This window comes from Calothrix sp. NIES-2098 (assembly GCF_963875125.1).
In the GTDB taxonomy this organism is placed as follows: Bacteria; Cyanobacteriota; Cyanobacteriia; order Cyanobacteriales; family Nostocaceae; genus Aulosira.
Genome location: NZ_CAWNKJ010000001.1, coordinates 7,764,483 through 7,789,836, shown reverse-complemented (window position 1 = coordinate 7,789,836; position 25,354 = coordinate 7,764,483). Strand labels below are relative to the sequence as shown.

19 protein-coding genes are annotated in these 25,354 nt (G+C 40.5%); 16 read left to right on the top strand and 3 right to left on the bottom strand.

The window, feature by feature from the left end; translation table 11 throughout:
• The first annotated feature begins 268 nt into the window (after positions 1-268).
• Complete coding sequence (locus AACU33_RS32810) at positions 269-1,882, top strand: NAD(P)H-quinone oxidoreductase subunit 4 (RefSeq protein ID WP_096594444.1); 1,614 nt, start codon at positions 269-271, stop codon at positions 1,880-1,882.
• Between the two features lie 496 nt (positions 1,883-2,378).
• Entirely contained in the window at positions 2,379-2,789 is a 411-nt protein-coding gene (locus AACU33_RS32805; protein WP_096594443.1) for a hypothetical protein, read from the top strand.
• 133 nt (positions 2,790-2,922) lie between these two features.
• Here AACU33_RS32805 and AACU33_RS32800 read toward each other — a convergent pair whose 3' ends face one another.
• Positions 2,923-3,117, bottom strand: a complete 195-nt coding sequence (locus AACU33_RS32800) for a hypothetical protein (protein WP_096594442.1) — start codon at positions 3,115-3,117, stop codon at positions 2,923-2,925.
• Positions 3,118-3,525: 408 nt separating this feature from the next.
• Here AACU33_RS32800 and AACU33_RS32795 point away from each other — a divergent pair, with 408 nt between their 5' ends.
• From AACU33_RS32795 to AACU33_RS32770, 6 genes are all read left to right on the top strand, one after another.
• A complete protein-coding gene (locus AACU33_RS32795) occupies positions 3,526-6,057 on the top strand; it encodes a mannose-1-phosphate guanyltransferase (protein WP_096594441.1) in 2,532 nt (843 codons plus the stop codon).
• Between the two features lie 251 nt (positions 6,058-6,308).
• Positions 6,309-7,535, top strand: coding sequence for a TPM domain-containing protein (locus AACU33_RS32790; RefSeq protein WP_096594440.1), 1,227 nt, complete (start codon positions 6,309-6,311; stop codon positions 7,533-7,535).
• Positions 7,536-7,564: 29 nt separating this feature from the next.
• Positions 7,565-8,338: a LemA family protein gene (locus AACU33_RS32785; protein WP_096595467.1), complete on the top strand. Its 774-nt coding sequence runs from the start codon at positions 7,565-7,567 to the stop codon at positions 8,336-8,338.
• Positions 8,339-8,909: 571 nt separating this feature from the next.
• Complete coding sequence (locus AACU33_RS32780; protein ID WP_096594439.1) at positions 8,910-9,386, top strand: Spy/CpxP family protein refolding chaperone; 477 nt, start codon at positions 8,910-8,912, stop codon at positions 9,384-9,386.
• 512 nt (positions 9,387-9,898) lie between these two features.
• Entirely contained in the window at positions 9,899-10,123 is a 225-nt protein-coding gene (locus tag AACU33_RS32775) for a hypothetical protein (RefSeq protein ID WP_096594438.1), read from the top strand.
• Between the two features lie 257 nt (positions 10,124-10,380).
• Positions 10,381-11,301, top strand: coding sequence for a hypothetical protein (locus AACU33_RS32770; protein ID WP_096594437.1), 921 nt, complete (start codon positions 10,381-10,383; stop codon positions 11,299-11,301).
• Positions 11,302-11,399: 98 nt separating this feature from the next.
• Here the strand turns inward: AACU33_RS32770 and AACU33_RS32765 are convergent, their stop codons facing one another.
• The gene (locus tag AACU33_RS32765; protein ID WP_096594436.1) at positions 11,400-12,728 is read right to left on the bottom strand and encodes an ABC transporter ATP-binding protein; all 1,329 of its coding nucleotides are present in this window, start codon (positions 12,726-12,728) and stop codon (positions 11,400-11,402) included.
• Positions 12,729-12,924: 196 nt separating this feature from the next.
• Here AACU33_RS32765 and AACU33_RS32760 point away from each other — a divergent pair, with 196 nt between their 5' ends.
• From AACU33_RS32760 to AACU33_RS32745, 4 genes are all read left to right on the top strand, one after another.
• Positions 12,925-14,181: an FAD-dependent oxidoreductase gene (locus AACU33_RS32760; protein ID WP_096594435.1), complete on the top strand. Its 1,257-nt coding sequence runs from the start codon at positions 12,925-12,927 to the stop codon at positions 14,179-14,181.
• Between the two features lie 293 nt (positions 14,182-14,474).
• Positions 14,475-15,047, top strand: coding sequence for a single-stranded DNA-binding protein (locus AACU33_RS32755; RefSeq protein ID WP_096594434.1), 573 nt, complete (start codon positions 14,475-14,477; stop codon positions 15,045-15,047).
• Positions 15,048-15,284: 237 nt separating this feature from the next.
• Entirely contained in the window at positions 15,285-17,171 is a 1,887-nt protein-coding gene (locus AACU33_RS32750) for an ABC transporter ATP-binding protein (RefSeq protein ID WP_096594433.1), read from the top strand.
• 1,365 nt (positions 17,172-18,536) lie between these two features.
• The gene (locus tag AACU33_RS32745) at positions 18,537-20,054 is read left to right on the top strand and encodes a GAF domain-containing sensor histidine kinase (protein ID WP_096594432.1); all 1,518 of its coding nucleotides are present in this window, start codon (positions 18,537-18,539) and stop codon (positions 20,052-20,054) included.
• 144 nt (positions 20,055-20,198) lie between these two features.
• Here the strand turns inward: AACU33_RS32745 and rsmH are convergent, their stop codons facing one another.
• Positions 20,199-21,095, bottom strand: a complete 897-nt coding sequence (gene rsmH / locus AACU33_RS32740) for a 16S rRNA (cytosine(1402)-N(4))-methyltransferase RsmH (RefSeq protein ID WP_096594431.1) — start codon at positions 21,093-21,095, stop codon at positions 20,199-20,201.
• Positions 21,096-21,271: 176 nt separating this feature from the next.
• On the opposite strand from rsmH, the gene AACU33_RS32735 reads away from it, so the two are divergent.
• From AACU33_RS32735 to hisS, 4 genes are all read left to right on the top strand, one after another.
• A complete protein-coding gene (locus tag AACU33_RS32735) occupies positions 21,272-21,934 on the top strand; it encodes a bifunctional 4-hydroxy-2-oxoglutarate aldolase/2-dehydro-3-deoxy-phosphogluconate aldolase (RefSeq protein WP_096594430.1) in 663 nt (220 codons plus the stop codon).
• Between the two features lie 24 nt (positions 21,935-21,958).
• Positions 21,959-22,471 carry a L,D-transpeptidase gene (locus AACU33_RS32730; protein WP_096594429.1) on the top strand — a complete coding sequence of 171 codons (513 nt, stop codon included), beginning with the start codon at positions 21,959-21,961 and terminating at the stop codon, positions 22,469-22,471.
• A gap of 773 nt (positions 22,472-23,244) precedes the next feature.
• Positions 23,245-23,784, top strand: coding sequence for a L,D-transpeptidase (locus tag AACU33_RS32725; protein ID WP_096594428.1), 540 nt, complete (start codon positions 23,245-23,247; stop codon positions 23,782-23,784).
• A gap of 146 nt (positions 23,785-23,930) precedes the next feature.
• Complete coding sequence (hisS, locus tag AACU33_RS32720; protein WP_096594427.1) at positions 23,931-25,319, top strand: histidine--tRNA ligase; 1,389 nt, start codon at positions 23,931-23,933, stop codon at positions 25,317-25,319.
• The last annotated feature ends 35 nt before the right edge of the window (positions 25,320-25,354 follow it).

The window sequence follows — 25,354 nt, the reverse complement described above, 5'->3', positions numbered from 1 at the left end:
TATCTAGTGCGATCGGTGGCGTAAGCCGCCTTTTTTATTGGCTTTTAACCCCTAAGCAAGATTTTAATCTGAAGTTAAGAGAAATATTCACCCCACATTGACGTTGCAAAACTTTACAATTAGAATGGTGGACGGCAAATTTGATGAGTATTTATCTCTATCAAAATCTTAAGATTTGCCATTCTAGGGATAAATTACGTTTACAAAAGTACAAACTTGTTAATATACTGCAATTAAAAGAAGATTGTAAACAGTTCGTAACAAAGTGATGAACGCTATTGAAATTCCTTGGCTAACAGCCATAATTCTCTTGCCGCTGATGGCATCCCTGGCCATCCCGCTGATTCCCGATAAAGAAGGAAAAACCGTTCGCTGGTATGGTTTAGGGGTAGCACTAGCAGACTTTGCACTTATGATTTATGCCTTTTGGCATAACTACGACTTCCAAAATTCAAGCTTCCAACTAGTAGAAAAATATTCTTGGGTTCCACAGTTAGGTTTGAATTGGTCTGTAGCAGTTGATGGTTTATCAATGCCTTTAGTGTTACTGACCGGCTTAATTAACACCCTAGCAATATTCGCGGCTTGGAAAGTTACCAACAAGCCGCGTTTATTTTATGGATTGATGCTGGTAATGTACAGCGCCCAGCTTGGCGTGTTTGTTGCCCAAGATTTACTATTGTTCTTCTTAATGTGGGAAATCGAGTTAGTACCTGTGTACTTGCTGATTTCCATATGGGGCGGACAAAACCGCCGCTATGCTGCAACTAAGTTTATTCTCTATACTGCTGCCGCATCAATATTTATTCTGGTAGCTGGTTTTGCAATGGCATTCTCTGGAGATACCGTCAGCTTTGATATGGCGACTCTAGGAATGAAGAATTATTCCCAAGCATTTGAATTATTAGTTTACGCAGGATTCTTAATTGCCTTCGGCGTGAAACTGCCAATCTTCCCTTTACATACTTGGCTACCTGATGCCCACGGTGAAGCATCTGCACCTGGTTCGATGATTTTGGCTGGTGTGTTGCTGAAGATGGGTGGCTATGCACTAATCCGTTTCAACATTGAAATGTTACCTAATGCCCATGTTACCTTTGCCCCAGTGCTGGCAATCTTGGGTGTTGTAAACATTGTCTACGGTGCTTGTTGTGCCTTTGCTCAAACTAACCTCAAACGTCGCTTGGCTTACTCTTCAATTGCCCACATGGGGTTTGTGTTAATTGGGATTGCTTCCTACACAGAAATTGGGATCAGCGGCGCTGTTCTCCAAATGGTTTCTCACGGTTTAATTGCTGCTAGCTTGTTCTTCTTGTCTGGTGTGACTTACGAACGTACTCACACTCTGATGATGGATAAAATGGGCGGTATGGGTAAAGTAATGCCCCGCACATTTGCTCTATTTACAGTCGGTTCAATGGCTTCTCTAGCTTTACCTGGAATGAGTGGCTTTGTTGGTGAATTGATGGTGTTCCTGGGTATTTCTAGCAGTGATGTTTATAGTTCTAGCTTCAAGGTTGTAGTTGTACTGCTGTCAGCAGTGGGCGTAATTTTGACTCCGATTTACTTACTGTCGATGTTGCGTCAAGTCTTCTACGGTAAGCAAAGCGAAGAGTTACATCTCGATAAATTTATCCCTGATGTTAAACCCCGCGAACTGTTTATTACTGCTTGTCTTTTAGTTCCCATCATCGGTATCGGTTTCTATCCCAAGTTAATCACCCAAACTTATGATGTGAAAGCAGTAGAATTAGCTGCTCATGCACGTGAAGTTCTACCAGTTGTTGCTCACCAGCAACCATCAAGTCTCTACTCCCGTCTGTTTAAAGCTCCAACATTAGCTGCTTCTCAAGTTGATAGTTTGGTTAACATTGCTGAGTAATTATATTTTTCATTAAGGGTGCTACAAGTAAATTCTAAATAAGAGGGGATATAGTGGCTTTCAAGGGTAGAGGTTTAAGAAAGGAGTTGAGGCAGTAAAAGACACTACTGTTATCAGCACACAACAATAAGCAATGCAGATGCGGCGAAGAACTCAAAAGGTGTGGCAAGCAAAATGCCAAGAGGAAGAGTGAAGAATTAAGACAATGGACGAGGATAGCCATAGAAAAGATGCCGCATCTGACCAAACCGCAAGCAGTGGTAATAGCAAAGTCCCTCATTCTCCTCCACCTCTACTTTTCTCAGTAAATTCCTGCTTTTAGCAGAGGCGATGTCTACGACAAGCCGCTCCGCGTCTACGCACTACTCTCAATGCGAAGATCGGTATTCCTCACATAGCAAATCATCGCTGTTGTCTAGAATAGAGATAAAGAAATCTGTAAATACCACAACTTCGGTTTGCTATCATCGTTTGATGTTTTGAGTAAAGTACCATTATGAATCTCAACTTAAAACGCACAATTCTACCCGGCTTGATGGCTGCAACTTTAGCCGGCGGTTCCTTAATTCCTGCTAAACCGGCTTCTGCTGATATGTTAGGAGATATTGGCATAGGCGCAGGCGCTGGTGTAGTCTCTGGTGCTGTTAGAGGACGTGGTTCCGTAATCAACAATGCTGTCAAAGGTGCGGCAGCTGGCGCTGCTGTAAATGCCGTACACGGAACCAGAAAACAGCCACGAAATCGCAGATACGGTAATCTCGGTCAAGATGTCGGAGTCGGTGCAGCAGCTAGCACTGTTACAGGTATCATTCTTCATGGCGGCAAACATGCTGTAGGTGATGCGGTAGATGGTGCAGCTGCTGGTGCAGCCATCAATGTCATTCAAAATGGACGTAGACATAAATAGTCTCTAATCCATAATTTGTACCTGACATCGAATTATGGATAATCGATTTCTCAACAAAATTCCCTAGCAATGCTAGGGAATTTTCATAAAAAGCTCAAAAGCAGAGAAAATTTCCGAAGAATTTTGCTGATTATTACTGACCTTTTAGCGCTTTTCTAAAGTTGCGACGATAGGATTTATTAGTAACAAATAAAGCTGGCCATAATAAAGCTAAACCAATACGATTAGGCAAACTAGGTGTAAAGTTAGTACGCTCAAAACCAGCCCAAAACTTCCAAGCGCCATAAACATAAGCTGCGATTAACCCCAGAATAATTAAATTAGCCATTTTTATAACTCCCAGAGCAACAGACAAAATTTGAGTTAAGTATTCCTACAATAATTCAACAGGCGATCGCTGAAATTGAAAACGTCTGACTCAACTATTGAGTTTTTCGGTAAGCGAGACACTTAACGATACATTCTCTTATTCCAGTTTAGAGTAGCCTCTGACATCGTAGCTAGTGGCGATCGCTCAATTCAAAAACCCCATAATTTCACTTACTAAACCAGCTCGCGATCGGGCACATCTACAGGTTTTCTGGGAATATAACAAGTATATATACTCTTGTTTTATCAGATGCATCTTGTGGGAGTTCCTCAAATACCAACATCCATAGGAGACTAGAGTAAGAACAACACAACGTATATTACGGGTCTTGACGCAGCAAATGCTGCAAACAGCTAAGGAGGATTTATGCGTGCAGTGCTGATGGCAGGCGGTTCGGGAACGCGGCTTCGTCCCTTAACTTGCGATTTGCCCAAACCAATGGTGCCGATCTTAAATCGACCGATTGCCGAACATATTATCAATCTCCTCAAACGGCATCAAATCACAGAAGTAATTGCAACACTGCATTATTTACCTGATGTCCTGCGAGACTACTTTCAAGATGGTGATGATTTTGGCGTACAGATGACCTATGCTGTGGAAGAAGATCAACCTCTTGGAACAGCTGGCTGTGTGAAAAATATTGCCGAACTTTTAGATGAAACCTTTTTAGTAATTAGTGGTGATAGCATAACAGATTTCGATTTAACAGCGGCAATTGAATTTCACAAACAAAAAAAGTCCAAAGCTACTTTGATTTTGACCCGCGTCCCAAATCCAATTGAATTTGGAGTAGTGATTACTGATGAAGAAGGTCGAATCAATCGATTTTTAGAAAAACCTTCTACTAGCGAAATTTTTTCCGATACCGTCAATACAGGTACTTACATTCTCGAACCAGAAGTTTTGGAGTATCTACCAGACAACACAGAAACTGACTTTTCCAAAGATTTATTCCCCTTATTGCTGGCAAAAAATGAGCCAATGTATGGTTACATTGCTCAAGGTTATTGGTGCGATGTCGGTCATTTGGATGCCTATCGGGAAGCGCAGTATGATGCTTTATATGGCAAGGTAAAACTCGACTTTGCTTATACAGAAATTTCTCCTGGTATATGGAAAGGTCAAAACACTTATATTGACCACACAGCTATTATTGAAAGCCCAGCTATTATTGGTGACAATTGTCGAATTGGGGCCAGGGTACAAATTGAAGCTGGAACTGTAATTGGGGATAATGTGACTATTGGTGCTGATGCCAATTTGAAGCGCCCAATTGTTTGGAATGGGGCAATTATTGGCGAGGAAGCACAACTTTCTGCTTGTGTAATTTCCCGTGGCACCCGTGTCGATCGCCGCGCTAATGTATTAGAAGCATCTGTGGTAGGTTCGCTTTCTACAGTAGGAGAAGAAGCCCAAATAAGCCCTGGGGTAAGAGTTTGGCCTAGTAAAAAGATTGAATCTGGTGCAGTTTTAAACATCAATTTGATTTGGGGAAATACCGCCCAGAGGAATTTATTCGGGCAACGTGGCGTCCAAGGGTTAGCTAATATTGATATCACTCCTGAATTTGCGGTGAAATTGGGAGCTGCTTACGGTTCGACCTTAAAACCAGGCTCTAAAGTAACGGTTTCTCGCGATCAACGCAATGTATCGCGGATGGTGACGCGATCGCTCATTGCTGGTTTAATGTCAGTCGGAGTGGATATTCAAAACCTCGATGCGACAGCTGTGCCCATAGCGCGCACAGTCATACCCACAATGTCGGTAGCTGGCGGTATTCACGTGCGCGTACACCCGGATCGCCCTGACTATATCCTGATTGAATTCATGGATAATAAGGGCATTAATATCTCCAAAGCCCAAGAAAAGAAAATTGAGGGGGCTTACTTTAAGGAAGATATGCGGCGGGCGCAAATTCATGAAATTGGTGATGTTGCCTATCCCAGCCAAGTGAATGACCGTTACTGCACGGCCTTTGAGAAACTCCTCCATGTTTCGACTCTGCGCAACAGTCGGGCAAAAGTAGTAATTGACTATGTTTATTCTGTAACTGGGGCAGTGCTACCCCAAATGTTAGATAAATTTGGTGCAGATGCCGTAGTTTTAAACGCTAGCCTCAATAAACACGCTGTATCAACAACCGAACGGGAAGGATTGTTAACTCAGCTAGGTCATGTAGTTGAGGCGTTGAAGGCTAACTTTGGCGTCCAAGTATCGGCGAACGGCGAACAACTGATTTTAGTCGATGAATCTGGAATACCAATTCGTGGGGAAATGTTGACAGCCCTGATGGTAGACATGATTTTAACCTCTAACCCCAGAGGAACGGTAGTCGTACCAGTTCATGCTTCTAGTGCTGTGGAACAAGTCGCCCGTCGCCACGATGGTAAAGTCATCCGCACCAAAGCTAACCCAACAGCTTTAATGGAGGCTTCGCAGAAATATCCCAATGTGGTGTTGGCTGGTAGTGGTGATACAGGTTTTATCTTCCCGCATTTGCATCCAGGCTTTGATGCTATGTTCTGTATTGCCAAGCTAATTGAGATGCTAACGATCCAAGAGCGATCGCTAGCTACTGTCCGCGCAGAATTACCTCGTGTAATTCATAGATCGCATACAGTTCGCTGTCCTTGGAGTGCTAAAGGCGCACTGATGCGTTATTTGGTCGAAACTCACCCCGCCCAAAATTTAGAATTAATTGATGGGGTAAAAATTGGTCAATCTCACGATGACAGTTGGCTGTTAGTTTTGCCTGATGCCAGCGAACCCGTAGTACACTTATTCGCCAACAGCAATGAGCGCGATTGGGTAGATGAAACCTTAAGAAACTACCGCAGCCGCGTGCAAATTTTTGTCGAAAGGCAACAAGAACAACATCCCGCAGAAGTCCAATAAGTTAATAGTTCATATTCCATAGTAGGGTGGGCAATGCCCACCTTTTTTTATCTCTTTGTGAGAAATCCAAGGGTATATCTTCACAAGTTCCTCAACTTTTTTTTATATAACTCTAGTATGAGAAAACTGCTATCGATCGGATATGAAGCTTGGTGCCATCTATTTTAAAAAGTGCTAAAACTACAAGTTAACATTAGCAGATGCTCATACTTAAATTCGCTCCAGATATTTGTCTGCTGGAGGTGAAATTAATGAAATTAAATTTATTAAAACCAAAACGTATTTTTTGGGTAAGTTTATTTTCCTCAGTGATATTCCTTTTTCCTCTTTCTAGCCTAGCTTTGACTGTCAAAGAAGTCCCTAATCCTAGACAGCAATCTGGAGATTGGGTGACAGACATGGCAGGAATACTGAGCGAACCAACAGAAACCCAAATTAATCAGATGATTTCGCAGTTAGAAGCGAAAAATGGCACAGAAATGGCAGTAGTAACAGTGAGAAAAACTGCGCCTGCGCCTTCGCCAAAACAATTTGCAACTCAACTATTTAATTATTGGAAGATTGGCAAGAAAGGAAAAGATAACGGCGTATTGTTTTTAATTTCCGTAGGCGATCGCCGCGTAGAAATTGAGACTGGTTACGGCGTGGAAGCTATTCTACCCGATGCCAAAGTCGGCAACATTATCGATACACAAATCATTCCACGATTCAAAAAAGGAGATTTTGAAGGCGGTACGCTAGCTGGAACAAAAGCACTAGTAGTTGTTCTAGAGTCTCCGAGTTCATCAGTTAACACAGTCCTAACTAGGGATGAACCAGACTACTTAAAACCCCATTCCAATTACTCTTTATTATTGGGATTTTTAGGTGCAAGTGGAATCTTAGCACTAATTATAGGAACATCTCTTTATTTGGGACGCCCTAAGAAAATAGCCATTGAACCAGAAGGGCGATCGCGTCGAAAAGAAGGCAATTACATTTTTTTGTGTGCTAATTGCCAACAGCCAATGGAAAAAGTAGACGAAACTCAAGTTAAACCATATTTGAGCGCAGTTGAGAGAATGGCGCAAAAGTTAGGTAGCGTTAAATTTGAGGGATGGCAATGTCCTAATTGTAGGCAGGAACTTACCAAGCAAGGATTTCACATAGTTGCCCTTGAGTCTTACTCACCTCTATTTAAAAAATGTCCTCACTGTGACGAATTGACTGTCACCAGCACGGAGAAGATTGTTAAATCACCCACGCTATACAGTTCGGGAACGCGACTGATCGTTGACAGCTGCCATAGTTGTGATTATCAGCAACAAACAGAAGAAATAATTCCTCCTTTACCACCTCCTCCGCCTCCACCTTCTAGTAGATCTGGTGATTCTAGTAGTTCCTGGGGTGGCTATAGTGGTGGCGGTTTCAGTGATAGCGGTGGTGGTAGCTTTGGCGGTGGCGATAGTGGCGGTGGTGGTGCTGGTGGTAGTTGGTAATTACCTGGAAGTTGGTGCTGATGAATGCTATGAAAAATTCAGAGAAGAGAATTCCCGAAGAAATTGCGCCAGAGGTACTAGAGTTAGCTTCGCGTTACTATGCCGATTACACTCAAAGTTACTCTGCTTCTGAATTGGTGGTGGCTGGAAAAGAAGCGGATATTCCTGCCAAGTTTATTCAGCAAGCAATCCGAGATGTAGAACTCAAGCACAAGCAACAGCTAGAAGCACAAAAGCGGTTAGCGCATCTTCGCCGAACCTTACTAATAATTGGTGTAGGTTTAGTAGCCGCATTAACTATTTGGACTAGCATGACTTACAACTCTGTACAGAGAAGGACTATCAGAGTTGAAGCCGCTTGGGCGCAAGTCGAGAATCAACTTCAGCGACGTGCTGATTTGATACCCAACCTGGTAACTGTAACCCAAAATTATGCCAAACATGAAAAAGAGTTAGTCTTGTTACTAGTGCGATCGCATCAAGCTTATTTACAAGCAGCCACCCCAGATCAAAAAGTGAGTGCGATCGTTCAAATCAATCAAGCAATCGATCGCTTTCGCAGTTATGCAGTTGTCAATCCTCAGTTGCAATCTAGCCAATTGTTTATTAATCTTCAGTATGAGCTAACAGGTACTGAAAATCGCATAGCTGTCGAGCGCAGGCGTTATAACCAAGCAGTACAAATTTATAACCAGGAAATTCATAGTTTTCCTAACTCTTTAGTAGCTAATACTTTTGGTTTTAATCAAAAAGCATTCTTCCAACCTACTAATACCAAAATTCACCAAATTCTTAGAGAATAATTCAAATTATATCTATGTTGTACTGATGTTAGTATTAACAATCAAGCTTAAAAATTTTATAGCGGGTAACAGCGTTAATGTTACGCACTAAAATAATGTTTTTGAGGGAGTGGAAAATCAGTTATATACCCCAACTCCCTCTACTTGTGGCTAAAAATTTGATGAACGTAAAAATTTATTAATACTTAAGTATATCAATATACAAGTAATTTGATTAATAGATTATATAAGAAATCGCAGTGATATTTTGTGCAAAAAGTCATAGATATATTTATGACTATAGTCATAAATATTTTGAGGAAAAATAAGCGTTAATATTAATTTGAGTACAACATTAGCGTTGAAATATTAGCTCGATCGAAACAATATCAACATATAAAATCTATATTTTCTTAAAGAAAATTTCATTTGATATTTATGTTGATAACAACTTTACGGGTCAGGATACGTGCAACTATCGCTAGAAAGTTTGCGGCTTAATCTTGACTAAATTACTAGCAATTTTCCTTTTATTCAGTAACTCAAAGTTGCTAGAATTTAGCTTATTCTTATTTCACCAGGAGATATAATCGTGAACTATAAATTTAACTTCAAACTCATAATAGGGGCTGCTGCAATTGCAATTATTACTGCGGGTTGTCAACTACCTTCACCTAGTGGATCGGCTAGTCCCAATAGCTCTACTGAGGAGGCTAGCAATTCTTCTGTGACAACAACAGGTATAGCGACAGCATCAGATAGAATACCAGACCTCAATTTAACCGATGCACAAAAAGCAAAACTAAAACAAATAGGAGAACAATCCCAAGCAAAAATACTTGCTGTTTTAAATTCAGAACAACAAGAAAAATTTAAAGCTGCAACTCAGGGACAGCATCAATCGCCAATGCGAGTATTGCGATCGCTTGATTTATCAGCCGAACAAAAACAAAAAATTCGCGAAATTCAACGCAATCAAAGACAAGAATTTCAAGCAATTCTTACTCCAGAACAGCAAGCCAAAATGAAACAACATCGTGAATCTCGTGGGCAACGCTCCTCAAATTAACGATTTTCATGATGCTTGAAGTTGGTTAACATAATTACTCTCATCTCGAAGTAATATGAGCTTAATATACCTATAAATCCAGTGATTGCTAGTTATATAGGTGAACAGTTCCTTAGCCTAAGGTAAGAACAAAATTTGATAGTATTAGTAATTGCACTCATCGCTAAAATGAAGTGCATTTTTTGTTTGTAGTTCAACAATTAATTTTAATAAAATTAAGTAAATTAGTTTATATTATCATATGTGAAATGAAGTTTTTAGTGTTTAAAATTGTGACTTTATTCATATCTACATTCTAACTTTACTCCTGTATATTCTAATGATTAATATTTTATATTGATAGTAATACAGCCAATCTTAATTAATAAAAAAACAAGAATCGCTCAGGTAATTACAGGATAAAGCGAGCAAAACTAAACTTTAATCTTGATATTTAAAGTGAGTATTTTTGTTCAAAAGCTAGTTAGGAATGCTGTAGAAACATAATCCAAAATTAACCAACAGGAGATTGAATGATGAAACGAATTTTAGCTGGTACATTGCTTGCTTTACCTCTTGCAATTGCTTCTTTACCATCACAAGCATCAGCAGCGCAAATCATTGTCAGACCAATTGTTCATAAAAACAATGTTGTTGTTCGTCCACGTCCAGTTGTTCGCCAAAAATTAATTCCTGGACATTGGGAACAAACAAGACATGGTAGACGCTGGGTTCCTGCTCACTATGTGAGAATTTAAACTTACTGAAGCGAAAAGAGGAAAAACTGCTATTGTCTAGCTTTTAATTACCTCTAAATTACTCTTATAGCCTATAGGTTACAAAACAATTACGCGCGATCAAAACTCTCATCTTTATGATGAGATTTTTTATTAATAGACATCATTAGTCGCTTTCGCGTTAGCGTTCGTTGGTACAGGTTAGCAAGTGACAAGTCTTTCAATGCTAAGTGTCTACGCACTCATGTAAAATATTTATACAGACAAAAAATTAGCTAATGACTAGGTTTCTCTACGACCAGTTCGCCAAAGATTATCTTACAGAATTGTTACAACCCTTAGGAGAAGTGGAAACAAGCAGAAAAGTCGCAGCCCAAATCCGAGAGATAGACGTATATTTTACTCCTGCGCCCAAATTAACAAGCGATACAATAGAATTAGGCTTGCTAGGCAAACTGGCGGCTGAACCTGCATTACTTAAAGCCTTTAGAAATGCAGCTACAATTGCAGAAATTCGCAGTTGTATGAACAAGTTATTTGATATTTTTGCTGAGTTAAAGCGTCAATCCAAAGTCGAGAAAAAGCAAATTGCCGAATCAGAGTTACCAAAGTTATGGGTTTTGTCGCCTACAGCATCGGAAGATATCTTAAAGGGTTTTAGAACCAGCATAGAAGCAGAAAACTGGGGAGTGGGTGTACATTTTTTAAGAGATTATTTCAGAACAGCAATTGTAGCAATTCATCAACTACCTAGTATAGAAGAAACATTATGGTTGAGAATCTTAGGTAAAGGAAGAGTCCAGCAACAAGCGATAGATGAACTAGAAGCACTTCCCCAAACGAATCCCTTACGTGCCAAAACAATCGATTTGTTATTGAGTTTAAAGACTACATTGGAAGTAAATCAAAATATAGATCGAGAGGACATAGAGTTAATTATGCGCTTATCACCAATTTACGAGCAAAAATTAGCAGAATCTAAACAAGAAGGTCTTCAGCAAGGTCTTCAAGAGGGTATCCAGCAAGGAATGAAAGCAGAACGTCGTAACCTTATAGAAAATCTGTTGCGAGTTCGGTTTGGTTCTTTAGATGGAGAGTTAAGCAGAATTATTGAACCTTTATCATCATTATCAGCGGAAGAATTTACTCCTTTATTATTACAATTATCGCGACAAGAATTATTAGATAGGTTCTTGTAAAAAGAATTCAGCAATAAATACTGAATTCCGGAAATTTACTCATGCAATAAATGTTTAGGCACTGATAAGAGCTAATGTTAACGACTTATGCAATATGTCTAGTCAGCATTAGGAAATATTGCTAAATCAGTCACAGGATCAAAAAAGTGGATTTTATCTGGAATTAGAGATAACCACAATTGATCGCCAACACTAACCGATCTTTCTGGTGGGACTCGCACTTGTAAATAATCACTGGTGTTAGTAGAAAATCCCGATTCCCCAAGCCTTGCGCTAATAAAACTATCGTTACCTAAGTTTTCTACTAAATCTACTTGCACGGGTAGATTTTTTGTAGCAGGTACACTGACAATTAAGTGTTCTGGGCGAACGCCTAAAATTAAAGTTTGCCCATCATATTTTTGGAGAGCAGTTCCCCAAATTTCTGGGAGGGTAAGACGAAACTGGGAATGGGTTATTAATAGGGGCGCATGAAACTCTACAGGAATGAAATTCATCGGTGGCGAACCAATAAATTCCGCAACGAAGCGATTGTTAGGACGATTGTATAGTTCTAGGGGAGAAGCAACTTGCTGAATTTGCCCAAGATTCATAATCGCAATACGATCGCCCATTGTCATGGCTTCGGTTTGGTCGTGGGTAACGTAAATTGTCGTAGTCCCCAACTGGCGCTGTAATTTGACAATTTGCGCGCGGGTTTCTGCACGTAATTTCGCATCTAAATTAGAAAGCGGCTCATCCATTAAAAATACTTGAGGATTGCGCGCGATCGCTCTTCCTAATGCTACTCTCTGCCTTTGTCCCCCAGATAGCTGTTTGGGTAAACGATTGAGCAGAGCTTCAATTTGCAACAATTGCGCAACATTCCGCACCCGCAAATCTACTTCCCGTTCCTTTGCGGAAATATAGCGGAGTCCTTTAGGTAGCGATCGCGTCATCCCAACCAGGAGATTCTCAGCCAACCGCGGAAAATGTTGAGATGCGGAGATTTCTCCCTCTGCTTCCTTGCTCCCTTGCTCCCGATCATCAAAACGGCGTCGCAGTCCAAAAGCGATATTGTCATACACTGACATATGGGGATAGAGAGCGTAATTTTGAAACACCATTGCGATGTCTCGTTCTTTGGGTGGGAGATCGTTAATTAAGCGATCGCCTATCCAAATATTCCCGCCTGTCATCACTTCCAAGCCAGCAATTAACCGCAGTAGGGTACTTTTACCGCAACCAGAAGGCCCCACTAGTACCATAAATTCCCCATCGGCGATCGTTAGGTTAATCCGCCGCAGGACATTGATATTATCTGCACGCTCTCGCTGTGCATCATTGTTCTTACCAGAGGATAAGGACGATGGAGTGGGCGAGGGAATACTTTCCCCTTTGCGAGGGGGAAAACTTTTATAAATATTTTCTAAGACTACTTGGGACACGAGTATTAATGATGCTCATTGGTTATGAGTTATTAGTCATGAGTCATTAGTCATGAACTGGAAACAAAAGACAAATGACAGATGACAGTTTAGCGCCAATCTTACACCTTATACCTGAATACAAAAAGTTAAAAAAACAGCTTGCAGCATAAAAAGGCAACTAACCTTGATTTTAGGACTTTGCGAAGGTCATGTTATGACTAAATCCATATCCGAAAATCCTGCTCATGAGCCAACAGTTAATCCTGCCCATGACATTGTAGATGTAAAAACTACCGATTGCTGCATTGTTGGAGGCGGCCCGGCTGGGGCTGTGCTGGCATTGTTGCTAGCGCGTCAAGGTATACCTGTGATGCTATTAGAAGCACACAAAGACTTCGATCGCGATTTTCGTGGCGATACCATTCACCCCTCAGTCATGGAGATTATGGAGGAATTGGGCTTAAGCGATCGCTTGCTGCAACTACACCATACGAAAATTCGCCAATTACAAATCCAAACTGCCGAAGATAGCGTCACTTTGGCAGATTTTAGTCACCTAAAAACCAATTATCCATACATTACATTGCTTCCCCAAGTGAAATTCTTGGAATTTATTACCCAAGAAGCGCAAAAATATCCGAGTTTTCAGTTGGTGATGGGAGCGAATGCCCAAGAATTAATTGTAGAAAATGGGGTAGTTCAGGGTGTACGCTATCGGGGAGGTGGTGGTTGGCATGAAGTACGAGCAATACTTACTGTAGGTGCAGATGGTCGCCACTCCAAGCTCAGACAACTAGGTGAGTTTGAATCGATTGAAACCTCCCCACCAATGGATGTGCTTTGGTTCCGTCTACCTCGCAAATCAGAAGATGCAGAAGGTGGAATGGGACGCATTGCTCAAGGGCACATTCTCGTTATGCTCGATCGGGGTGAAGAATGGCAAATTGCTTATGTCATCCCCAAAGACGGCTATCAACAACTGCGCGCTGCTGGTTTAGAAGAATTAAAAAAATCTGTGGTTGAAGTTGTGCCAGAGTTGGCTGACCGCATTTCTTATTTACATGATTGGTCACAAGTCGCCTTTCTTTCAGTCGAATCTAGCCGCGTCAAACGTTGGTATCGCCAAGGATTGCTACTCATCGGTGACGCTGCTCATGTCATGTCGCCAGTGGGTGGTGTTGGTATTAACTACGCAATTCAAGATGCTGTCGTTACAGCTAATGTCATTAGCAAACCACTTAAGAACCACAATTTAGAACTTAAAGACTTAGCCAAAGTCCAGCATCAAAGAGAATTACCCACAAGGATTATTCAAGGATTTCAAACCTTTATCCAAAAACAGATATTTACTCGCATTCTCACATCAGACCAAACTTTCCAACCACCTGCTTTTCTGCGCTTACCTATCTTGCGCGACCTCCCAGCGCGGTTCATTGGCTTGGGGATTTTCCCGGTTCACGTCGAAACTTAAGCTTTTTGGGCATTTGTCATTTGTCCTCCCTGTCCTAAATCCCAAAAATAATTCTTGTCTCAAATCTCAACTATAGTGGTACAATTATACTACTCAGTTGTAGAATTCAATGCTTGCTTCAGTCAAGCGAAGGGTGCGAAAGCATCCATCGCTTGGCTTTTATGTTAAAACTGACTCAAAACCCAGAATGCATATTAAAAATGCAAAAGTTAAAAATAGATATAGATAGTAATTAGCGCTACATATCAAAACCCACTTCCCACTCAGCAATTTGATTATCAGGAGGATTTTTAATGAATAGCTGCGTTTTGATGGCGGAAATTGTACAAGAACCGCAACTACGTTATACAACAGATAAATTGGCAGTGACGGAAATGTTGGTGCAATTTCCTAATTCCCAAAAAGCAGAAGATGCACCAGCTACCTTGAAAGTTATAGGTTGGGGGAATTTAGCCACAGAAATTCAGGAAAATTACCATCAAGGCGATCGCGTCATTTTGGTAGGACGATTAGGAATGAATACTATCGATCGTCCCGAAGGTTTTAAAGAAAAACGTGCTGAATTAACAGTACAGCAGATCCAAAACGTAGGCAGCAATTTTGATTTTAGTGCAGCGCCATCGGTGGCGAGAAATTCATCAAGCGAAACATCCTCGCGTCCAGCGGCTTCCCCTGTCGCCTCCAGCCCCCAACAGAACGCTAGTTATGAGTCAGCGCGTCCTGCACCAACCCCAGCTACTAGTACTGCTGGTGTTGTTCCTAGAGTTAGCAATCCTGAACCTGCGCCCCAACCGACAAATTTTGAGCGCACCACCTATCCAGCAGTTAAAGAAGAAGAACCGAATATCGATGATATTCCTTTCTAGTGGTGTCTCATTAATGTTGGTGAGTTCGTAGCCACGACTACGAACTTATAACAGTTCTGAAAAGTTATGGATAATTGATAACGGAAGTAAGGGATGAGTTTTTTTGAGGCACAAAGCCAAAGCATCCCCTACATCCGTTATATTTTTATTTATTCTGTTTAGATTAATTACGACTCAGCAATTAAAATCGCTGTTAAACTCCAAATAACTATTTAGTAAAAATTCATTCCCACTCCCATGAGAGAAACTATCCTAGAGGTTCGCAATCTTCAAGTTGAATTTTCCAGTGATGGCAATATCGTCAAAGCTGTTGATGGAATCTCTTTTCAACTGCATCGGGGAGAGACTTTAGGAATTGTAGGAGAGTCGGGAAGCGGTAAATCAGTCACATCCCTAGCCGTAATGGGTTTGTTGCAAAGTCCCGGTAGAGTGAGTGGCGGGGAAATCTGGTTTCGCCATCAGGAAAATGGTACGCCAATTAATTTAGCCGAGTTACCGCCGGAGCAAATGCAGCTATATCGAGGCGGCGACATCGCGATGATTTTTCAAGAACCAATGAGTTCGCTGAATCCGGTTTATAACATTGGGTTTCAGCTAACTGAAGCGATTATGCGCCATCAGAAGGTGTCAGTCAATGAAGCGCGAAAAATTGCGATCGCAGGTTTGCAAGAAGTCAAACTCCTCCCCAGCGATGACCAGATAGGACAGCAATATCTCGATACTTGGAGTCAAACTAACCCAAATTCACCTAAACCTGACGAGCAAAAGTTAGCCCAGTTAGTGAAGCAGCACAAAGAATCGATGCTAGAACGCTACCCGCATCAACTTTCTGGGGGTCAGTTACAGCGGGTGATGATTGCAATGGCGATTTCCTGCAATCCATTGTTATTGATTGCTGACGAACCAACTACAGCCTTAGATGTGACAGTACAAGCAACAATTCTCGAATTGATGCGAGAATTGCAGCAGCGCCGCGACATGGCAATGATTTTCATCACCCACGACTTAGGATTAATTTCGGAAGTAGCTGACCGAGTGGCGGTGATGTATCGCGGCAAAATTGTCGAATATAATACAGCCGCAGAAATTTTTAGCAATCCTCAACATCCATATACTAAAGGTTTAGTCGCTTGCCGTCCCACACTTAACCGCCATCCCCAAAAACTGCTGACAGTTTCTGACTACATGAGTGCGGAGGAAACCCCAAGCGGAGAATTGCTCATTCAGGCGAAAGAACCTTCACCACCTCCTGAAGTTAGTAGGGAAGAGACAGTTAAAAGATTAGCTGACCTCAACGAAAAGCAACCTCTCCTACAAATCCGCAATCTTAAGGTTGGTTTCCCTGTTAAGGGCTTGTTTGGCGGGACAAAACGCTACACTATGGCAGTGAATGGCGTTTCCTTTGAAGTCAAACCAGGGGAAACAGTGGGATTAGTGGGAGAATCGGGTTGCGGTAAAACTACCCTCGGTAGAACTTTGCTGCGGTTAATTGAACCGATGAGTGGTCAGATTGTATTTGAGGGACAAGATATTACCACCCTCAAAGGCGAACCGTTGCAGAAACTCCGGCGCGAAATGCAAATAGTCTTCCAAAATCCTTTTAGTTCCCTCGATCCGCGGATGAAGGTTGGGGACGCAATTGTGGAACCTTTGGTAATTCACTCTGTGGGTAAGACAAAGCAACAACGGCGAGAACGGGTAGTTGAACTTTTAGAACGGGTGGGATTGAGTGCAGATGCGATCAACCGTTATCCACATCAATTTTCTGGCGGTCAACGCCAACGGATTTGTATCGCCCGTTCTTTGGCGTTAAATCCCAAATTTATTATCTGCGATGAATCGGTTTCTGCACTGGATGTCTCTGTGCAAGCGCAAGTATTGAATTTGTTGAAAGAATTGCAGGACGATTTTAAATTAACTTACATCTTCATTTCTCACGATTTAAGTGTCGTAAAATTTATGAGCGATCGCATTTTAGTGATGAATCGCGGTCAAATTGTCGAACAAGGCACAGCCGAAAGTATTTATCGCGAGCCTAAAGAAGAGTATACGCAAAATTTAATCGCTGCGATTCCCACTGGTAGCCCCGAACGGATGCGAAATCGTCAACAGCGCGCATCCTAGAGGCTTGTCTGCTTGAAATAAATTCAACACGCCTAAAATAGCGATCGCCTATGTGATTCATAGATATCACAGTTTGCTGTGGTAGTTTTAGTCACGCTCCTATAGCTGATTTTACAGGCTATCGTGACGAGATTCGTTCAGCCAAACCTGAAAGGGAAGCAAGTGAATAATAAAGAAAATATATAATTTTATACCTTGATTTCTCTATTTTGCGATCGCTTTCGCGATAAATCCTTGATGTCAGGCGGGTTATACCGATGTTAAAGACGATAGGGTGTGATACCCCCAATAGGTCTTGACCCCCACCCAACACTTCATGTTAAAAAAAAGCTAAGTCTCACTTGAGACAGATAAATTAAATACATCGGCACTTAAATCAAGTTAGTTTTACTTACAAGTAGAAATGCGATGGTAGATATTATTATCCCTTCCACCATAGTAAGGTAATTTTTTCATGCACAATAAATATTCCAAGTTAATGATGAACAAGGCAAATTTATAGCTTTATTCTTTATTTTGGCTAATTTAAACTGGAGAATTGGAGTTGATAATTATTCGTGATTAAAAATTCACTTTAAATTGCTATATTTTAGGGAATTTTTATTGTTCATAATATTAATAAAATGAAGCTTGGTATATCATTTGAGGCTAAAGAATAGTTTTTTAATAATTTATAATTATAAATTACAATCTCAAAAAAGTTTAAAGCTTCAATTTTGTTGCGTTCAGAGAATCTCGATTTATTTATAGTTAAATATTAAGTAATCTTTATTATGCATCAATTTTGCAAAACAAATTTATTAATACTTTGGCAATATAGCTTTGGAGATAGTTCTGATCTCTTAAATAAGAGAAATTAGAGAGATTGTATGGAAAATGATAATTTTATCTAATTTGAATGAATCTCTATTGTATCAGTGTTTGTATATAAATTTGTTAATGAAAGCACAATTATTATTTATAAGGAATTTAAATGTTTCAACAGATAAATAATTTACATAAATTAAACTGTTTTTGGATAAGGAATCGATAAATTTCTAGTAAAAATCCAGTAAATTTACTGAGAAAAAAATAGTGTACGCATTGAAAGAAGCTGATAAAATAATCGGCATAGAAGAAACTTTCACAATTCTATTGGTAAACCTCCGATGAGTTAAACAAGATAGTAAGCAATTAAAACCTCAAAAAATCTGGCGTACAAATTTAATTATTAGCAGCCAGAAGATATTAAGCAAAAATTTCTAAGTATCAGCCGTTGTGTGTCTGCGGAGTAGATATTTTTCAAACTGTGCCAAAAGTAAAGGCAGAAACTTTTGAAAGCAGTTTGGCAAATAAAATCGCTGATAGAAAGCAACACCGACGGATATGGGAGCAAATCGCCGTCAGGTAATCATGATTTTAACTGGAACACACATTGATATGGGGAAAGAATCAATCTCCCCTCAACTACCGCAACAACTGGGAATACTCCAGCTACTGACTAACCTTACAAACCAACGGCTCACCCATTTACCCGATTTATTAGAAGCGATAGTTAGGGAAGTTTGTAATACAATTGATAGCGCTCAGTTCTGTCTGATAGGGTTATATAATGCCCAAACTAAAAAGCTGGAATTAACCACGACAGCAGGAATAGGTGCAGAGAAATTACCTTTTCTCAAACTTAATAGCAATTTAGCATCTGGCGATCCTCTGTGGGATTGGCGAAGTGAATCAATTTCCTCAGACGAGAATTTTAATATCAAGCCAGGTTTACTGACTCAGGTGTTTGCTACTGGAGTAGCACAGCTATTTCAAGGAACTAGAGAAGAGTTAGAGTGTGGTGTTGATGACTTTCCCTCATGTTCTTTGTGTCCCTGTGTCCCAGCGTTTTCAGCTTTTACACCTGCTTCAATGTATGCTGTAGCTATTAAATCTGCACAAGCAGGAAGATTAGGAGTATTGGCGATTGGTAACTGGGAAAATCCCCATGCTTTTAATACTGCTTCACAGCATCTTTTGGATGCTTTGGGTGAAGTAGCAGCGATCGCCATTAATAATACCATCATGCTGCAAGTCTTAGAGGAGCGCGAAGAACGTTTAGCGAGACAAAATGAAATTCTCTTAGAGCAAAATCACGAACTCGAAAAAATCCGCCAGCAAATTCAGCTACAAAACTTGCAACTATTAGAAGCAGCAGAGGTAAAATCGCAATTTTTAGCTACGACTTCCCACGAACTGCGCACTCCTCTCAACGTGATTTTGGGTTTATCACAAGTATTATTGCGTCAGCGTACTTCCAGCTTGTCTGAACAACAAATTGAGATGGTGCAACGTATTCTCAATAATGGCAATCACCTATTATCTATTATTGAGGATATGCTGGACTTTGCTAGTGTGGAAGCTGGTAATTTATCGTTACAAACAGATGATTTTAATTTAGAGAATTTGGTTTTAACAACCGTAGCCGAACACCGTTCTCTAGCCGAAGAAAAATTATTAGATTTGCAAGTAGATATCAATCTTGCTTCTCCCTGGATTGTAAATGATAGCGATCGCCTCAGACAAGTTTTAGTCAAACTGTTGTTAAACGCCATTAAATTTACAGCCGCAGGTAGCGTCAAAGTCAAAGTCTGGGAAATTAATAGCGAGAAAATTGCGATCGCAGTTGAAGATACAGGTATAGGTATTGCACCAGATTACCTAGAGTGTATTTTTGAGCAATTCCGCCAAGTCGATCAAAGTAACAGTCGGAAATATGAAGGTATGGGTTTGGGATTAGCAATTACCAAATCCTTAGTACAGATGATGCAAGGTACAATTAGCGTCACTAGTAATCTGGGTGAAGGCTCCACCTTCAAAATTGAATTACCAAAACAAATCAATCCTCATTGGATAATTTAAAATTTGTCATTTGTCATTCGTCATTTGTTATTAGTTATTTTTACCCTATTGCCCTCATATCAATTCACCAAAATTAAGCAACAGATTCAAATCTTAAAACTCAGATGGTAATAATACCTCTGAATTTTGAATTTTGAATTGGTATCACTCCTTCCTCTCTGCTATCCTTAGCTTGGCAGAGCGCGATCGCGGATTTTGAGCAATTTCTGCTTCTTGGGCTGTGATGGGCTTTTTGGTCAAAACTCGCAATAATGGTGAATTTCTTAAGCCATGCTTCACCAGGCGGTCTTCTAGGCTATGAAAACTGATAATCGCAATCCTACCACCGGGGACAAGAGCGTTTGGTGCTTTTTCTAAAAACGTTTCTAAGGATTTGAGTTCGTCGTTAACGACAATTCGCAGCGCTTGAAAAACGCGGGTAGCTGGATGAATTCTACCGTAACGATATTTAGGGGGAACACAAGATGCGATCGCATCTGCTAGTTCCACAGTAGTATGCAACGGACGCCGTTCAACAATGCGTCTGGCAATGCGCCGCGATAATCTTTCCTCACCATATTTGAAAAATATATCTGCTAATTCCGCTTCATCCCATTCATTAATGACATCAGCCGCAGTTAACGATTGTCCTCGATCCATGCGCATATCTAAATTAGCGGCGTGGCGGAAGCTAAAACCGCGCTCTGGTGTATCCAAATGATAGGAGCTAACGCCTAAATCGGCGATAATACCATCGAAAGTTGCGTGGGGAAATTCATAACTAGCAAAGTTGCTGCGAATGAAGTTGACCCGATCTGCATATTCAGCTAAATACTTTTGGGCGGCTGCTAAAGCATCTGCATCTTGGTCTATAGCTGTTACCTGTACGTTCAAAGCGGCTTCTAGCAAGAGGCGACTGTGACCGCCACCACCGACTGTTGCATCTAAATAATATCCACCAGGATGTACTGCTAAACCGTCAATTATCTCCCGACTCAACACGGGAATGTGGGAAAACATCGGTTCTTCGACATCCAGGGGTTTTTGCGAATCTGAGTTCATGTTTGCTTTCGTATCTGTAGAGGAAGCCAATCATTTTGAATTGACCCCAACTACCAGGGTACGTTGCTTGGGGTTTTTGGCAATCTAAAATCTCAAATTGGCACCGTCAACTTCAGCAAAAAAATGTGAGACTTGCATAAGCCCCAAATGCTTTTTGCGTCTAATTCACAGTCAAAATGTCTAATCTAGTTTGGTTATCACAATTACAACAACACCGAGCGATCGCAGTCATCCGTGCGCCAGAGATGGAATTGGCAAAGCAAATGGCTTTGACTGTAGCAGCTGGGGGAATGCAGCTAATTGAGATTACCTGGAATAGCGATCGCGCCGCCGAATTAATTAGCCAACTTCGTTCGGAATTACCAAACTGTACGATTGGTACTGGTACGCTATTTAACGTCCAAGAGTTAAAAGAGGCGATCGCCTGTGGGGCGCAGTTTCTCTTTACACCCCACGTTGATTTAGCAATGATTCAAGCAGCAATAACGCAAGATGTACCCATCATTCCTGGGGCGCTATCACCCACAGAAATTGTTACAGCCTGGAATCAGGGCGCTAGCTGTGTGAAAGTGTTTCCTGTAGAAGCAGTGGGAGGTGCTAATTATATCAAAAGCCTCCAAGGGCCTTTAGGAAAAATTCCTTTGATTCCCACTGGAGGAGTAAATTTAGACAATGCCAAAGACTTTTTAGAAGCAGGAGCGATCGCTGTTGGTTTAAGTAGTCAATTATTTCCTAAGCATTTAGTAACTAAGGGAAATTGGCAGGCAATTGCCGAACAGGTGAAAAAATTGATACAACAGATAGGGTACTTTAGGGTAAAAAATGAAAATTTTCCCTAAACTTCCTACTTAAGTGTATTTACGATGAAAAGCTTGATTAATCATCACTTGATGCGCCACTTTGCAATATTACTTGCAGGTGTAACACTCTCCTTGAGTGCGATCGATCCTGGTGCATCTGAAGTTTCAGCCAAAGCAAAAGATGAGACAATTGCCAAAAACATCGAGACACTCAAACAATCAGATCGACGTTGGATTCAAATCGATCTTTCTCAACAACACTTAATTGCTTGGGAAGGTAAAACGCCTGTTTATGCTGTGACTATTTCTACAGGTAAAAAATCTACACCCACTCGCGTTGGTACGTTTAAAATTCAAACCAAACTTAAATCTGCCAGAATGCGTGGTAGTGACTACGATGTTAGTGATGTACCTTATGTAATGTATTACCAAGGTAATTACGGTATTCATGGTGCTTATTGGCATCGGAGATTTGGCACTCCAGTCAGTCATGGTTGTGTGAATGTTGCCCCGAACCATGCGAAATGGTTGTTTGATTGGGCGTCAGTAGGAACACCAGTGTTTATTCATAAGTAGCAAAGCTAAATTACAAACTACTTTAAAACCATATTATTAAGAGATTCTTCGGTGAAAATTTCCGTAGAATCTCTGGAATAAAGACAACTAAAATTGAAGTAAAATATAGAAGACAAGACGTATAAAATCTACCGCAATAAATGGGCGTAAATCTAAAATCAGCCTGGATATTAGCCCAAATATAAACGGAATTTTAGAAAAATTTTGCATCTACTACAGCTTATCACACCTCAAAGTTAACGAGTTCTAATTCTTGTGAATTAGAAGTTAGGAATTAATGTGAAAGTTTAACAAAATCTGTAAATGAGTTAGTGCGATATCATCAACCTAATATCATTAATTCTTGGCAGAAAAATTTATAAATTATTTGGTAAATATGTAGCTAAAAAACAGATTAAACTATGATTTTTCGATCCGTAGTCAAATTATCTGTATGAATTAGCTAGATGTGAATCAATAAAGATATCACGTGGTAATTGGTAGCCATCGCGCTATTAAGTAGTAATTAAAAACTACAAAATATCTGACTTTTAATAAATTCTAGTTACCGAGCTTGCATATTTACAAATTGAGGCAACAATCCCTGCAATCCTGGGTAATCTACTTATAGATGTATAAAAACACAAGAGATATCTACCAAAAGTAGATTGTAGAAGAGATACGCATACATTCAAGGTTAAAAAGCAAAGGTAACTTGATACATTTAACCGTCCTTTGCCTTATTTCTCTAAATAAATTTAATTTCCAGCAGATGAACTAGAAGGTGAGACTTCATGCAAACCAGAATTCACAGTAGTTGGTTACGTTATTCCAAAAATATCTGTACCAGTATGATGTTATTGTTGGTGGCTATATTTGCTTGGTCGCCGCCACTCACGCGTGATTCTCATTTGACAACAGCTCAAGCTGCTTCCGGAGATACTAATAACAATACTGTCACTGACCAAAGAAAAACATCTCAACCTCGCTGGATTGAAATTGATCTGTCCGAGCAACGTTTATTTGCTTGGGAAGGTAAAAAGCGTATCTATTCCTTCAGTATTTCCACAGGGAAACGCGTCACTCCTACACCCAAGGGTAGATTTGAGATTAACACTAAATATCGCACTACGCGAATGCGAGGCGAAGACTACGACATTCCTGATGTTCCTTATGCCATGTATTTTTATGAAGGCTATGCTATTCACGGTGCATACTGGCATAACAATTTTGGTACTCCAGTCAGCCACGGTTGTGTAAATTTGCGAGTTAAGCAGGCTCGTCAACTGTACAACTGGGCAAAAGTTGGAACTTTAGTAGTAGTACATAAATAGATAATCTCAAAAGGAGATGCGATCGCTCATATATGCGGCGTAGTCCATTCTCCTCTAAAATCTGTCTTGAAAAGTTTGCTCAACGGGGGGAACCCCCGCACGCAACTTTTCGCAAAAGCTCAACTCTAAAACTAGCAGTGTAGGTTATGGCAAAAGGTGACAAAATTAATTTTTCTACTCCTAGCGGCTTTCCAGAATTCCTCCCTAGCGAAAAGCGGCTAGAACTATATTTGCTAGATACCATCCGCAAAGTTTTTGAAAGTTACGGATTTACCCCCATCGAAACACCTGCTGTCGAACGCTTAGAAGTGCTACAGGCAAAGGGAAATCAAGGTGATAACATTATTTATGGTATCGACCCCATCCTGCCACCAAATCGCCAAGCAGAGAAAGATAAAGCAGGCGAAACAGGTTCGGAAACTAAGGCTTTAAAATTTGACCAAACAGTTCCTTTAGCGGCATACATTGCCCGTCACCTCAACGAATTAACCTTTCCCTTTGCTCGCTATCAAATGGATGTGGTATTTCGTGGCGAACGTGCCAAAGATGGACGTTTCCGGCAATTCCGTCAGTGCGATATTGATGTCGTGGCTCGCAGTCAACTCAGCTTGCTGTATGATGCTCAGATGCCTGCAATTATTACTGAGATATTTGAAGCCATTAACATTGGTGATTTTCTCATTCGCATCAATAATCGTAAAATCCTCACAGGATTTTTTCAATCCTTAGGAATAAGTGAAAATCAAATTAAAACTTGTATTGGTATCATTGATAACTTAGAGAAAATTGGTGAAGCGAAAGTCAAACAAGAGTTAGACAAAGAAGGAATTTCACCAGAGCAAACACAAAAAATTATTGAATTTATTAATATTAAAGGTAATGTAGATGAGGTATTAGATAAACTCAAACACCTGTCACAAAATCTCCCCGATGCCGAACAATTGAGCCTAGGCGTTACCGAAATAGAAACAGTAATTGCAGGCGTGCGGAATTTGGGTGTTGCCGAAAAGCGGTTCTGTATTGATTTATCGATTGCCCGTGGTCTGAATTATTATACAGGCACAGTTTACGAAACAACTCTTATCGGGCATGAAGCTTTAGGCAGCATTTGTTCTGGCGGTAGGTATGAAGAATTAGTGGGGATGTTTATCGGTGAAAAAATGCCTGGTGTCGGCATTTCCATTGGCTTAACTCGCTTAATTAGTCGCTTGCTAAAAGCTGGTATTCTCAATACCTTAGCCGCCACACCTGCACAGGTGATGGTGGTGAATATGCAAGAAGATTTGATGCCCACTTATTTAAAAGTGTCACAAAATCTGCGTAAGGCTGGGATTAATGTTATAACTAATTTTGATAAGCGTCCCTTAGGTAAGCAATTCCAACTAGCTGATAAACAAGGCATTCAATTCTGCGTCATCATTGGTTCTGAAGAAGCAGCAGCACAAAAATCTTCACTGAAAGATTTGAAATCTGGCGAACAAATAGAGGTGACGCTGGATAATTTGGCAGAGGAAGTTAAAAGAAGGCTAGCATAATTAAAAATTTATTTACATTGTAAAGTGCGTTAAAA